We start from the raw sequence: 13,618 nt of genomic DNA, 5'->3' as shown, positions 1-13,618 counted from the left end.
TGTTACCAGCACTACCCAAAGGCCAATTTCATGCCATGCGGCAATATACCAAAGATTCTCACCAAAAACCACAGTTTATTTGATAAAAATACACCAACAGTTACTTTATGTTATCAAGTTTACTTTCCAGCAAGAAGCATCAGGAGCGGGCCAGCGCGTCCATCAGCTGGTCGATGCTGAAAGGCTTGAGCAGCAGCTGGGCGCCCGCGAGCGCCGCTTTGGGCGTCTGGCCGCTGGCAAAAATCACCCGCAAGCCTGGCTGCAACGCCAGCGCGCGCGTGGCCAGCACTTCGCCCGAGAGGTCGGGCAGCGAGATATCGGTGAGCATCACATCGAACCCGCCCTCTGCCAGCGCGGCCAGAGCGCTGGCGGCGTCGCCGCAGGCGCTGACCTGGTGGCCCAGTAATTCGAGCAGTTCGGCGGTGGTTTCGCGCAGCTCCGGTTCGTCTTCGACCAGCAGGATGCGCTGGCCCGAGGGCTGGTCGGTAGCGTTTGCGGTTGTCATGGCAGCCATGGCCGCCGCCGGCTGCGCCGCCAGTTGCACCGCATGCTGGCGGTTGGCCAGCACGTGGCGCACCTTGCGCGCCAGCGCTTCGCGCGTGTACGGCTTGCCCAGCAAATCGACGCCGGCGTCAAGCCGGCCGCCGTGGACGATGGCGTTTTCGGTGTACCCCGAGGTAAACAGCACGGCAATGCCGGGCAGGCGTTCGCGCGCCTTGCGCGCCAGTTCGGGACTGCGCAGGGGACCGGGCATGACCACGTCGGTAAACAGCAGGTCGATCGGCATGCCGCTGTCGATGATGGACAGGGCGCTGGCCGCGTCGCTGGCCTTTAACACCCGGTAACCGAGTTCACCGAGCATGTCGACCACGGTGGCGCGCACGCCCTCGTCGTCCTCGGCCACCAGGATGGTCTCCTGGCCACCCACCACGGCGCGCATTTCGGGCGGCGCCGGGGCATCTTCGATGTCGGTGGAGCGCGGCAGGTACAGCTTGACGGTGGTGCCGCAACCGGGTTCGCTGTAGATCTGCACGTGGCCGCCGGACTGGCGCACGAAGCCATATACCATCGACAGTCCAAGACCACTGCCCTTGCCTTCCGGCTTGGTGGAGAAAAACGGATCGAAGGCCTGCGCCACGATCTCGGGCGCCATGCCGGTACCGGTGTCGCTGACCGCGATCATCACGTACTGGCCGGGCGTCAGTTCCGGGTGGTTGCGGGCGTAGTGGTCGTCGAGCATGGCGTTGCCCACCTCGATGGTGAGCTTGCCCACGCCATCCATGGCATCGCGGGCGTTGATGCACAGGTTGAGTACCGCGTTTTCCACCTGGGCGGTATCGACCAGCGTATTCCACAGGCCGCCCGAGATCACGGTTTCGACCTCGATTTCCTCGCCCAGGCTGCGCCGCAGCATGTCTTCCATGCCGGCGATGAAACGGCCGATGCGCACCACGCGCGGGTCGAGCGCCTGGCGCCGGCCGAACGCCAGCAGGTAGCTGGCCAGCTTGGCGCCACGGGTAACGCCGGCCAGCGCCTGTTCCAGCCGGCGCTCGGCGCGCGGCATGCCCGCCACGTCGGCGGCCAGCAGTTGCAGGTTGCCGGAGATGACCTGCAACAGGTTGTTGAAGTCGTGCGCCACGCCGCCGGTCAGCTTGCCAATCGCTTCCATCTTCTGTGCCTGCTGCAGCTTGAGCGACGTGCGGCGCATCTCTTCGGCTGCCGCCCGTTCGGCCGTCATGTCGCGGCCCACGGCGTGGATGAAACCCTCGTCCGGCACTGCGGTCCAGGACAGGATGGCATGGCCGCCGCCCTTGCGCAGGGTGCGGTTCTCGAACTTGAAGGTGCTGCGGCCTTGCGCCAGCGAAGCCATTTCGTCATGCGACGATTGCGCATCGTCGGGGTGGATGATGGCGTGGATCGAGGTGCCGATGATTTCCGCTTCCTCCCAGCCCAGCAGGCGGGTAAAGGCCGGATTGGCAGCAGTGATCCAGCCATCGAGCGTGGTCACCAGCATCACGTCGGTGGCGTAACGCCACATGCGGTCGCGCTCCGCCGTGCGTTCGGCCACCTGCTGTTGCAGCTTGCTGGCGGTGGCCTTCTGGTCTTCGATGTCGGTGCTGGTGCCTACCCAGCGCTGCACCACGCCGTTGTCGTCGATGATCGGCATGGCGCGCACGATGTGCCAGCGCCAGGCGCCGTCGGCGCGGCGGATGCGGTACTCGACCTCGAAGTTCTGCGCCGTCGCCACCGACGCGCGCCAGGCGGCGCCCACCTTGGCGCTGTCTTCGGCGTGGACGATGGCGGTCCAGCCGTCGCCTGCCAGTTGGCCCGGCTGGGTGCCGGAATAGCGGTACACCTGCTCGTTGAACCAGTTGAGCGCACCGTCGGCGTCGGCCGCCCAGACCTGGCTGGGCATGGCCTGAGCCAGGGTACGGAAGGTGTTTTCGCTGGCGCGCAGCTGATGTTCGGCGCGAACCTTGGCGGTGGTATCGACCACCACCACCAGCACCCCGCACGGCTTGCCCGCTTCGTCGAGGACGGGCGCGTAGTCGAGGTCCATCCATACCTGCTCCGGTTTGCCGGAGCGCAGCAGCGTCATTTCCTGGTCTTTGTAGGCCAGCGTGCCGCCGGCCAGCGCCACGCGGATCACGTACGCATTGTGCTCGGCCACCTCTGGCCACGACTCGCCCACCTTGGAGCCCAGCGACATCGGGTGGCGGCGCCCGGCAAACTCGGAATAACCGTCGTTGTAGATCATGATGCCGTCTTCGCCCATCAACGCCACCATCGGCAGCGTGGAACGCAGCATGGTCGATACGGTGGTCTTGAGCGATTGCGGCCAGGTGTCGATCGCGCCCAGTGCGGTGCCGGCCCAATCATACGAGGCGATGATCTGCGCGATATGGCCGCCGCCGTTGAGGAAGGGATAATTCACGAGGTTACTGACTAGTATGCGATAAGCGTCGATTATAGGACGTCGTCGATGGAAAAAGGTACTACGCAAGCCAATCGTACCAATCGTATCAATCGTACATTGCACAGGAAACAAATAACCTCTATAGTGCGAATACGAATCATTATCATTTCTTAGGACTGTTGACGATCAATCGTATGGATATTCCACAAGAACTCCGTAAATTGGGCCTCAAGGCCACCCTGCCCCGGCTGCGCATCCTGCAACTGTTCCAGGAGTCGAAATCCAAGCACATGAATGCCGACGACGTGTACCGGCTGCTGCATGACGAGGGTATCGACATGGGCCTGGCAACCGTGTACCGGGTGTTGATGCAGTTTGCCGACGCCGGCATCCTGATCCGCCGCCATTTCGAATCGGTGGCCTCGGTCTTCGAGCTCAATGAAGGCGGCCACCACGACCACCTGATCTGCACCAACTGCGGCAAGATGGAAGAATTTCTCGACGCCGAGATCGAGCAGCGCCAGGAAGCCGTGGCCAGGGAACGCAACTTCGTGCTGCATGAGCATTCGTTGTCGTTGTACGGATTCTGCGGCGACTGCGCCGACACCCTGAAGCCCGGACTCGGCAAACGCTTCCGCCGCAACTGAGGCTCAGCTCTAGGCGGCTTGTAGCAGGCCGTGATCGATAAAGCTGCGCGCCATGGCCGCTGGCTGCGGGCGGCCGTAGCAATAGCCCTGGATTTCGTCGCAGCGCCAGGCGGCCAGCATGGCGCGCTGCTGTTCCGTTTCCACGCCTTCGGCAATCACGGTCAGCCCCAGGCTGTGACCGAGGCTGATGGTGGCCTGGACGATGGTGCTTTGCTCGCTCACGGTGTCCATATTGCGCACGAATGATTGGTCGATCTTGAGCTTGTGGATCGGGAAGCGCGACAGGTACTGCAGGCTCGAATAACCGGTGCCGAAATCGTCGATCGCCAGTTTGAGGCCCAGCGCCCGCAGCCGGTGCAGCAGCGCGATCGCCGGCTCGGCGTTTTCCAGCATCACGCTCTCGGTAATTTCCAGTTCGATCGATGCCGGCTCCACGCCGGTGGCGGCCAGCACGCCTTCCAGGTGCGCCAGGAAGTCCGGCGCGGCAAACTGGCGCGGCGAAATATTGATCGCCACCTGCACCGCCACGCCAGTCTGGCAGCGCCAGGCGGCGGCCTGGCGGCACGCTTCCTCGATCACCCATTTGCCGATCGGGATGATCAGGCCCGATTCCTCGGCCAGGGGAATGAAGTCGGCCGGCGAGATCAGTTGCCCCATGCGGCGCCAGCGCAGCAGCGCCTCGAAACCCACCAGGCAGCCGTCGCGCAGGCCTTGCTGCGGCTGGTAATGCAGTTCCAGTTCGTCGCGTTCGATGGCGTGGCGCAGCAGCGCCTCCATGTCGAGCCGCTCGCCGGTTTGCGCCGTCAGTTCCGGTCCATAGGTGACCAGGTTGTCGCCGCCGGCCTTGCGCGCCGCCTGCAGCGCGGCGTCGGCATAACGCAGCAGCGCCTGCGGCGACTGGCCGTGCAGCGGATAGCTGGCCGCGCCCAGGCTCACGGTGGTGAAAATCTCGTGGCCTTCGCAGTCGTACGGATTGCGCACTTCGTCGCGCAGGCCGGCCAGCGCCTGCTCGAATGCCACGCTGTCGCAGCCCACCCGGTACAGGATGGCAAAGTTGGCGCCGTCGAGGCGGAATACCTGGCCGCCGCTGCGCTCGGCCGCCAGCCGCAGGCGCGCCGCCAGCCCCACCTTCACGCGGTCGCCAAAGGCGTGGCCGAAACCGCCGATAATGCGCGAAAAGCGGTCGATGGTGCCCAGCACCACCGCGTGGTGGCCGGCGTCTTCCTGCTGCGCGGCCAGCTCGTGCAGCCTGGCCTCGAAAGCGCGGCGGTGCGGCAGGCCGGTGAGCGGATCGTGGCCGGCCAGGTGTTTGAGTTGGTCCTCCACCCGTACCCGGGCCCGGACGTGATACAGCAGGAACAGGCCGGTGACCACGGCCAGCACATCGAAAATGTGGATCAGCGTGGTGATCGAGGAGATGCTGCGGCCAGCGAGCGTGCCGTTGTCGTACAGTTTTTCCTGCGCCCGCAGCTGCATCGCATCGATCTGCGTGCGCAGCACCTTGACCTCGTCGTTCATCGTCACCAGCAAGTGCCGGGTCGCGCCGGGGTTGGCTCCCATCAGGCGCTCGAATTGCGGCGCCATGGCGACGATGCGCATGGTCCCGTCGCGCAATACGCCCAGCTCCGGGCCATCGCCCAGGCTGGGCCGCAGTTGCCCCAGTGTGCAATCGAGTTCGCTGCGGCCCATGCGTTCCAGGAACTGGAAGCGGTCCGGCGTAATCGACTCCGTGTATCGTTTATCGTAAGCCAGCTGGTACCGCAACAGCGCGCTCTCGAACTCGCCGAGGTAGCGCAGCTGCGGGATGACCACGGTCAGCAGCGGCGTCTCGTTGCGGCGGATGGTGTTGGCGGTCCGCTCCATGGCGGCCGACAGCACCAGGCTGGCCACGATCACCAGCAGCAGCGAAATGCAAATGACAAGACGCGAACGGCTGGCGGATGGCTGCATGGCTTACTCCAGTGCGGACGATGGCTCGGCGCCGCTGGCCTGGCGCAGGCAGCGCAGCAGCGCGTTGGCTTCGAATGGTTTGCTCAGGAAGCAGCTGGCGCCGCCCGACAGCGCGCGCTTGCGCAGCGTCACCTCCGGGAAAGCGGTCATCAGGATCAGCGGCAGCGCATTGCCCTCGCGGCGCAGGTGCTCGAGCAGCTCGATGCCGCTCATGCCGGGCATTTGCAGGTCGGTGATCACGCAGTGGTAGGAGTCCAATTCCTCGTTGGCCAGCAATGCGCCGGCCGAATCGTAGGCATGCGCCGAGTAGCCGTAGGAGCGCAGCAGGCTGCGCAAGGCCACCCGCACCGACTCGTCGTCATCGACGATGGCAATATTGGAAAAATCTGGATCTGGTTGAAACACTACGTACTCCCATGTTCGAACGGCGGCTAGCGGCCGTCCAGCGCATGGGGGAACAATACCGGTCCGCGCACAATCGCGAAATCATACATGGGTATAAGAACGCTGCAAGAAGGTGGATATTCAGGCCAGGCCGAGCGCCTCGGCCATCCGTACCAGGTCGGCGAAGGTTTTCGCCTCCATCTTGCGCATGGCGTTGCCACGATGGATCTTGACCGTGATTTCGCTGGTGCCCACTTCGCCGGCGATCTGCTTGTTCATCAGGCCACGGGCGGCCAGCGCCATGATTTCGCGCTCGCGCGGGGTGAGCGTGGCGTAGCGCGCGGTGACCGCGTGCAGCGCCTGGTCGCGGCTGCGGCGCGCACTATCGGCCTGCAGCGCCACGTTGATGGCGTCGAGCAGGTCCTGGTCGCGGAACGGTTTGGCCAGAAAATCGATGGCGCCCGCCTTCATGGCGCGCACCGACATCGGTATGTCGCCGTGGCCGGTCATGAAAATCACCGGCAGCGGCACGCCCTCGCGATTGAGGTCCGCCTGAAAATCGAGCCCGCTTATGCCCTGCAGGCGCACATCGAGCAGCAGGCAGCTGGTCACATCCACGCGCGGCACGGCCAGGAACGCCGCCACCGAAGGGTAAGCCGCCACCCGCATGCCAACGGAGCGCAGCAGGCTGCCGATGGCGTCGCGCAGCAGCGCGTCGTCGTCCACCAGGTAGATCAGCGGCTCGATGGCAGCGGTATCGGTGGACGGGTTCATGCAGCCTCCGGGACAGGGAGGGAAACCACGATGGTGGCACCGGCCGGCGCATCGCCCTCCGGCTCGACCGCCCAGATGCGGCCGCCGTGGGTTTCCATGATCGAGCGGCAGATCGGCAGGCCCATGCCCATGCCATCGGGCTTGGTGCTGTAAAAGGCTTCGAACAGCCGCGGCATCTGGTCGGGCGGAATGCCTGGACCGGTGTCGGTCACGCCCAGCCACAGCGTGCTGTCGGCGCGGCGCTCGGTGCGCAGGGTGAGCACGGCCTGGCCGGCCGGGCACTGGTGCATGGCCTGGATGGCGTTCATCAGCAGGTTGATGATCACCTGTTGCAGCTGCACGCGGTCGCCATTGACCGGCGGCAGGCCGGCTTCCAGCTCCAGCACCAGCGCCACCCGGTGGTTATTCAGTTCACGGCGCACCAGGTCCACGCTTTCCTCGGCCAGCAGGTTCAGGTCCAGGCCCAGGTGCTGCGGGTCGCTACGGCGCGCCAGCGCGCGGATGCGCTTGATCACGCCGGTGGCGCGGGCGCTCGCTGCGAGAATGGCGTTGACGGTGTAGCGCGCCTCTTCCAGGTCGGGCTGCGGACGGTTCATCCAGCGCAGGCAAGCTTCGCCGTTGGTGGAGATGGCGGCCAGCGGCTGGTTCACTTCGTGCGCGATGGACGCGGCCAGTTCGCCCAGCATGGTCACGCGGGTGGCGTGCTGCAGCTGCACCTGCGAACGGTGCAAGGCCTGCTCGGCCACCACGGCGCCAGTGACGTCGGTGATGGAACCGACGTATTCGCAGTCGCCATCGCGCGAGAACAGCGGCTCGGCCAGAACCTGCACATGCTTGATCGACCCGTCGGCCATCGCCAGGCGATGACGCAGATCGACGCTGCCCAGGCACTCGACGCAGCGGTCATACGCGGCGCGCACCATCACGCGGTCATCGGGTGCGGTGCGCGCCAATATCAGGTCGATGGTGGGGGTGATTTCAGGCGCATGGCCGAAGATGCGCGCGGCCTCGTCGGACCAGTACATCTCGCCACCGGGGGACTTGATACTGAAACTGCCGGTCTTGCTGATGCGCTGGGAACCGGCCAGGAAAGCCTGGCTGCGGCGCAGCGCCTGTTCGCGCGCCAGCAGCGCATTGGTGGCGGCCTGGCCGCGCAGCACCAGGAAGGTGGCGATGCCGATGGCCGACATGCTGACCCCCATGCGCCCTACCGCAGCGATGGAAAACACGTCGAGGTGGGTGACCACGTACGACAGCGCGGTGGCCAGCAGGCACGCCGCGCAGGTCCACAACACGCCGCGCCGCTGCCACACGCTGGCCGACAGCAGCACCACCACCACGTACATGACCGCGATCGCCACGTCGAGCGGGGTGAAGGTGTCGACGATGAAAATCAGCACCGTACTCAATATCAGCAGTGTGGAGAGCAGTGGTGTCCTGGCGTCCCGGCGCATCGTCAACCTTGTCATTATCATATATTCACGGGATTATAAGGGTAACCAAAGGTTTGCTCTCCTATACAAAGGGATAGGCAGAAAATCATCATCCACGTCCATTTAGCAACCAAAGTATGATACCCAGTAACTTCCGGTTAGCATAAGCTGTGGTCATTGTCACCACGGAGAACGCCTTGAAACTGTACGAGACACTGGCTGCCGACATCGCCGGGCAAATCGCCCAGGGCGTGATCCGCGAGGGTGAGCGGATCCCCTCGGTGCGCCAGACCAGCCAGCACCACAACCTCAGTGTATCGACCGTGATCCGCGCCTTCCTGCTGCTCGAGAGCCAGGGCGTGATCGAGAGCCGGCCGCAGTCGGGCTACTTCGTGCGGCGCCGCCCGGCGGGCACCGTGCTGCCGGCGCAGCCAGCGCCGCCGGCGCCGGCCGAGGTGGCGCGCGCGCCGTCGCTCGATACCAGCGCGCTGGTGCTCACCACCCTGCGCTCGATCGACCAGGGCAGCGTGCCGTTCGGCTCCCCCTACCCCGATCCCGCGCTGTTCCCGTGGGCGCGCCTCAATCACTACGCCACCAGCATCGGGCGCCGCGACGGTGGCCGCATGCCGCTGGCCGACCTCCCGCCCGGCAACCCGGAACTGATACGCCAGATCGCCCGCCGCCACCTCGATAACGGGCTGGCAGTCGACGCAACAGAAATCATCGTCACCGCCGGCGCCACCGAAGCGATCAACCTGTGTCTGCAAGCGGTGGCCCGGCCGGGAGCGGCCATCGCGGTGGAATCGCCCACCTATTATGCGCAGCTGCAGGCCGTCAGACGGCTCGGCATGCGGGTGGTGGAAATTCCCACCGACCCGCAACTGGGCATGGACCTGGCGGCCTTGGAGCGCGCCATCGAGACCGACGACGTCGCAGCGTGCATGGTGATGCCCAACTTTCAGAATCCGCTCGGTTTCCGCATGCCGGAGGCGCGCCTGCGCGCGCTGGTGGACCTGCTGGCACGGCACGATCTGCCCGTGATCGAGAACGATGTGTACCACGAGCTGTATTACGGCGACAGCCATCCGGCTAGCCTCAAGCACTTCGACACCCATGGCCTGGTCATGCATTGCAATTCGTTTTCCAAGAGCCTCACCAGCGGCTGGCGCATCGGCTGGACCCTGCCCGGGCGCTTCCACACGCAGCTTGAAAAGCTCAAGTTTCTCAATACCCCCAGCATGCCGTCGCTGCCGCAACTGGCAATTGCCGAATACTTGCGCACCGACGGTTACGACTACCACCTGCGCCGCCTGCGCAAGACGCTGGCGCAGCAGGCCAGCATCATGGCCGCCGCCGTGCTGCGCTTTTTCCCCGGTGGCACCAGCGTCTCGACACCGGCCGGCGGCTACCTGCTGTGGGTATGCCTGCCGCCCGGCGTACAGGCGCTGGAACTGTATGCGCGTGCGCAGGAACGCGGCATCAGCCTGGCGGCCGGCGACATGTTCGCCGCCAGCGGCGCCTGGCGCCACCACATCCGCCTGAACTACAGCTATCCGTGGAACAAGGCGCTGGAAGCGGCGGTGCGCACGCTGGGCCTGGTGGCCGGAGAACTGATGGAGCCGATGCGCCGCAGCGGGTGAATTCGCCACGACTGTACTCCCCCGCCATGGCGCCATCTGTAGCCGTGGCGCGGCCGTGCGCGGCCCTATCCTGTAGCCTTCTCCATACCGCACAGGCCCGCCATGAAAACCTCCCGCATCAAGGTCGCCAACCTGCTCATGGCCGGCTTTGAACAGGGGGCGGCATGAATACCGATACCGGCCGCACGCCGCTACGGGTGATCGTCATCGACGGCGACCGCCGCGCCTGCGACGCCACCATCGCGCTGTGCCGCCAATCGGGCTTGCGCGTCAACGGCTGGGCCCATGATGGCGCGACCGGGCTGGAATTGATCGAGTCGCTGCCGGCCGCGCCCGACCTGGTGATCCTCGAACTGCGCCTGCCCGACATGGACGGCGCCGACCTGCTGCTGGCGCTGTCGATGCTGGCGCCAGCCACCAGCGTGGTGATCTGCAGCGCCGTGTGCGAACGGATCCAGGATTCGGCGCTGACGCTGGCCACCACGCTGGGCCTGCGGGCGCTGGGCGCGGTGCGCAAGCCGGCGCAGGCCGCCGCGCTGCTGGCCGCGATCGGCGATTGCGCGCGCGCCGGTCCAACCGGGTTGCCAGCGCCGCGCAAGGAAGCGCCGCTTATCTTGCCGGTGCTGGCAGCGGCGCACGTGCGCGATGCCATCCGCAACAGCGAGTTCGAGCTGCACTACCAGCCCAAGGTGGCAGTGTACGATGGTGCCCTGCAAGGGGCCGAGGCGCTGCTGCGCTGGCGCGTTCCGGACCGGGGCCTGCTGGCGCCGGGCAGTTTTCTGGCGCAGGTGGAAGCTATGGGCATGATGGACCAGGTGACCATGGAAGTGATGCGCCTGGCGCTGCGCGACTGGCAAGCATGGAGCCGCGCCGGCCTGGCACTGCCGCTGTCGGTCAACCTGTCGCCGCTGTCGCTGACCGACCCGCACCTGGCGCGCCAGCTGATCGACGCTGTGGCGCAAGCCTGTGTGCCGCCGGCCTACCTGACCTTCGAGGTCGTCGAACATGCCGAAGTGGCCGACCTGGCCACGGCGCTGCGGGTGCTGACCAAGCTGCGGCTGCACGGCTTCGGGCTGTCGCTCGACGACTACGGCGCCGGCCACGCGTCCATGTTGCGGCTGGCCCGCTTTCCCTTCAGCGAACTCAAACTGGACCGCCAGCTGGTGCACCAGGCGTGGCAGCGTCCGCACCTCAAGCCGTTGCTGCGGCACGCGATTGCCACGGCGCGCGAGCTGGGAGTAACCTCGGTGGCCGAAGGGATCGAAACGCCAGAAGACCTGGCGCTGCTGCGCGAACTCGGTTGCGACCAGGCACAAGGCTACCTGGTGGCGCGGCCCATGCCGGCCGAAGCCATGCCCGGCTGGCACCTGGACCAGTTACGGGCCAGTGCCAACCTGACGCCGTCCCGGCAGGACGATCAGCGCAGCCGCGTGGTGCCGCTGCGCCGCCCTGGCCCGCGCTCCCCGACGGACGGGGACCGCAAGCGGTAACGCTCCTAGCGCCCGCCGCCAGCGGGCATGACACCCGGCGACAGCAGCACCGGGATCGACTTGGAGGTGGGCGTACCAGCGCCGTCGGCCACGCTGGCCAGCGGCACCAGGGCGTTGGTCTCCGGGTAGTAGGCGCCCAGGCAGCCGCGCGGAATATCGTAGGCCACCAGCATGAAGCCGTCGGCGCGGCGCACCGTCTCGCGCTCGCTCCCCTTGTCACCTTCTACCCACACACTGCGCACATCCACCCAGTCGCCCGCCTTCATGCCCAGCATGTCGAGGTCGGCCTGGTTGATGAAGATCACGCGGCGCATGCCGAACACGCCGCGATAGCGGTCGTCCAGCGCATAGATGGTGGTGTTGTACTGGTCGTGCGACCGGGTGGTCATCATCACCATCAACTGTTCGCCATGGCGCCGGCGCGCGCGCGAAATCGGCGTGTCGTGCGCCACCGCGTGCGCGATGAAGGTGGCCTTGCCGCTGGCCGTGCGCCAGGTCAGGTCGCGCGGTGCCACCGGCAAGTGAAAGCCGCCCGGCACGGCGATGCGCGCGTTGTAGTCGTGGAAATCGTCGAACACCAGCGCGATATCGTCGCGGATGCGGGAGTAGTCGTCACGGTACGTCGCCCAGGCCAGGCTGTCGCGCCCTACTCCCGGACCGCCGCCGAGCGTGGCCTCGGCCATGTGCGCGACGATCGCCACTTCCGACAGCAGGTCAGGCGATGCTGGCTGGTTGATGCCGTAGGAAACGTGGACCATGCTCATCGAGTCTTCCACCGTCACGCCTTGCGGCACGCCCTGGCGTTCATCGATCTCGGTGCGGCCCAGCGTGGGCAGGATCAGCGCCTCGCGCCCGTGCACCAGGTGGCTGCGATTGAGCTTGGTGGTGATATTGACCGTCAGCGCGCACGAGCGCAGCGCGGCGTACGTAACCTCGGTATCCGGCGTGGCGACCGCGAAATTGCCGCCCAGTCCCATGAACACTTTCACTTTTTGCGCGGCCATGGCGGCGATGGTGGCCACCACGTCCAGCCCATGGTGGCGCGGCGGCTCGAAGCCGAACACCTGTTCCAGGCGGTCGAGGAAGGCTGGGGTGGGCCGCTCCTCGATACCGACCGTGCGGTTGCCCTGCACATTGGAGTGGCCGCGAACCGGGCACAGGCCCGCGCCCAGGCGGCCGATATTGCCACGCATGAGCATCAGGTTGGCCAGCATCTGGATCGTCGCCACGGAGTTCTTGTGCTGGGTGATGCCCATCCCCCACGTAGCGATCACGCGCTCGCCCTTGACATACACCTGCGCCAGCTGCTCGATGGTGGCGCGCGGCACATCCGATTCGGCCAGCAGCAGGTCCCAGCTTTCGGCCCGCAGGTCGGCGGTAAAGGCGTCGAAGCCGCTCGTGTGTTCGGCGATGAAGGCCACGTCGAGCACGCGCGGCGCGTTGGCGGCGACCGCCGCATCGTCGAGTTCCAGCACCCGCTTGGCCAGCGCCTTGATCAGCGCGAAGTCGCCGCCCACGCGTGGCTGCAGGAACAGCGAGGCGATCGGCGTGCTGGTGAGCGTGAGCATTTCCACCGGGTCCTGCGGACTGGCGAAGCGTTCCAGTCCGCGTTCGCGCAGCGGGTTGATGGACACGATGGTGGCGCCGCGCCTGGCGCAGTCGCGCAGCTCGCCCAGCATGCGCGGGTGGTTGGTGGCCGGATTCTGGCCGAAGATCATGATCACGTCGGCATGTTCGAAATCTTCGAGCACCACCGTGCCCTTGCCCACGCCGACGGACAACGGCAGGCCGCGACTGGTCGCCTCGTGGCACATATTGGAGCAGTCGGGGAAGTTGTTGGTGCCGTAGGCCCGGGCGAACAACTGGTAGAGGAAAGCCGCCTCGTTGCTGGCGCGGCCAGACGTGTAAAACGCCGCCTGGTCGGGGTGGTCGAGCGCCTTGAGTTCGCGCGCCACCAGGGCAAAGGCGTCGTCCCACGACACCGGCACATAGTGGTCGCTGGCGGCGTCGTAGCGCATCGGCGCCGTCAGCCGGCCGTGCTGTTCCAGTTCGTAGTCCGACTGCGCCAGCAGCTCGGTCACGCTGTAACGGCTGAACAGGTCATTGGTCACGCGCTTGCTGGTGGCCTCCGCCGCCACCGCCTTGACGCCATTTTCGCAAAACTCGAAGGTGGAGCTGTGCTCGCGGTCGGGCCAGGCGCAGCCGGGGCAATCGAAGCCGTCGGGCTGGTTCTGGGCGAACAGGGTGCCGTACTTGCCTGCGGAAACGCGCTCACGCCACAGGTTGAGCGCCACGTACTTGAGCGCGCCCCAACCCGCCGCCGGGTGGGTATATGCTTCGATCTTGCCCGCAGCTTCAGTGTGTTTGGTACCCATGTCCTCGA

Annotated in this window: 9 protein-coding genes; 3 read left to right on the top strand and 6 right to left on the bottom strand. The window is 66.1% G+C overall.

The window, feature by feature from the left end; all coding sequences use genetic code 11:
• Positions 1-139 precede the first annotated feature (139 nt).
• A complete protein-coding gene (locus J2X54_RS18745) occupies positions 140-2,935 on the bottom strand; it encodes a PAS domain-containing protein (protein ID WP_310182575.1) in 2,796 nt (931 codons plus the stop codon).
• 176 nt (positions 2,936-3,111) lie between these two features.
• On the opposite strand from J2X54_RS18745, the gene fur reads away from it, so the two are divergent.
• Positions 3,112-3,564 (top strand): ferric iron uptake transcriptional regulator, encoded by a 453-nt coding sequence (gene fur, locus J2X54_RS18740; protein WP_310182574.1) that lies wholly within the window; start codon positions 3,112-3,114, stop codon positions 3,562-3,564.
• Positions 3,565-3,573: 9 nt separating this feature from the next.
• On the opposite strand, the gene J2X54_RS18735 is transcribed toward fur, so the two are convergent.
• The 4 genes from J2X54_RS18735 to J2X54_RS18720 form a co-directional block, all read right to left on the bottom strand.
• Positions 3,574-5,514, bottom strand: coding sequence for a bifunctional diguanylate cyclase/phosphodiesterase (locus J2X54_RS18735; RefSeq protein ID WP_310182573.1), 1,941 nt, complete (start codon positions 5,512-5,514; stop codon positions 3,574-3,576).
• 3 nt (positions 5,515-5,517) lie between these two features.
• Positions 5,518-5,919: a response regulator gene (locus J2X54_RS18730; protein WP_310182569.1), complete on the bottom strand. Its 402-nt coding sequence runs from the start codon at positions 5,917-5,919 to the stop codon at positions 5,518-5,520.
• Between the two features lie 120 nt (positions 5,920-6,039).
• A complete protein-coding gene (locus tag J2X54_RS18725; RefSeq protein WP_310182568.1) occupies positions 6,040-6,672 on the bottom strand; it encodes a response regulator transcription factor in 633 nt (210 codons plus the stop codon).
• Positions 6,669-8,141: an ATP-binding protein gene (locus tag J2X54_RS18720; RefSeq protein ID WP_310182567.1), complete on the bottom strand. Its 1,473-nt coding sequence runs from the start codon at positions 8,139-8,141 to the stop codon at positions 6,669-6,671. The genes J2X54_RS18725 and J2X54_RS18720 overlap by 4 nt, the downstream gene beginning before the upstream one ends.
• A 161-nt stretch (positions 8,142-8,302) precedes the next feature.
• On the opposite strand from J2X54_RS18720, the gene J2X54_RS18715 reads away from it, so the two are divergent.
• Both J2X54_RS18715 and J2X54_RS18710 read left to right on the top strand, forming a co-directional pair.
• Positions 8,303-9,745 (top strand): PLP-dependent aminotransferase family protein, encoded by a 1,443-nt coding sequence (locus J2X54_RS18715; protein ID WP_310182566.1) that lies wholly within the window; start codon positions 8,303-8,305, stop codon positions 9,743-9,745.
• A 164-nt stretch (positions 9,746-9,909) separates the two neighbouring features.
• Positions 9,910-11,235 (top strand): EAL domain-containing protein, encoded by a 1,326-nt coding sequence (locus tag J2X54_RS18710; protein WP_310182563.1) that lies wholly within the window; start codon positions 9,910-9,912, stop codon positions 11,233-11,235.
• Positions 11,236-11,240: 5 nt separating this feature from the next.
• Here the strand turns inward: J2X54_RS18710 and J2X54_RS18705 are convergent, their stop codons facing one another.
• Complete coding sequence (locus J2X54_RS18705) at positions 11,241-13,610, bottom strand: FdhF/YdeP family oxidoreductase (protein WP_310182562.1); 2,370 nt, start codon at positions 13,608-13,610, stop codon at positions 11,241-11,243.
• Positions 13,611-13,618 lie beyond the last annotated feature (8 nt).

Origin of the sequence: Duganella sp. 3397, from assembly GCF_031456625.1 — a bacterium.
GTDB lineage: Bacteria > Pseudomonadota > Gammaproteobacteria > Burkholderiales > Burkholderiaceae_D > Rugamonas > Rugamonas phyllosphaerae.
Note: the sequence above shows the minus strand (reverse complement) of the source record. Positions and strands in the feature narration are given on the sequence as shown.

Bases quoted from the DNA above. Each gene is read 5' to 3' on its own strand.
- fur (WP_310182574.1), top strand. From the start codon at position 3,112: ATGGATATTCCACAAGAACTCCGTAAATTGGGCCTCAAGGCCACCCTG.
- J2X54_RS18735 (WP_310182573.1), bottom strand. From the start codon at position 5,514: ATGCAGCCATCCGCCAGCCGTTCGCGTCTTGTCATTTGCATTTCGCTG.
- J2X54_RS18725 (WP_310182568.1), bottom strand. From the start codon at position 6,672: ATGAACCCGTCCACCGATACCGCTGCCATCGAGCCGCTGATCTACCTG.
- J2X54_RS18720 (WP_310182567.1), bottom strand. From the start codon at position 8,141: ATGACAAGGTTGACGATGCGCCGGGACGCCAGGACACCACTGCTCTCC.
- J2X54_RS18710 (WP_310182563.1), top strand. From the start codon at position 9,910: ATGAATACCGATACCGGCCGCACGCCGCTACGGGTGATCGTCATCGAC.
- J2X54_RS18705 (WP_310182562.1), bottom strand. From the start codon at position 13,610: ATGGGTACCAAACACACTGAAGCTGCGGGCAAGATCGAAGCATATACC.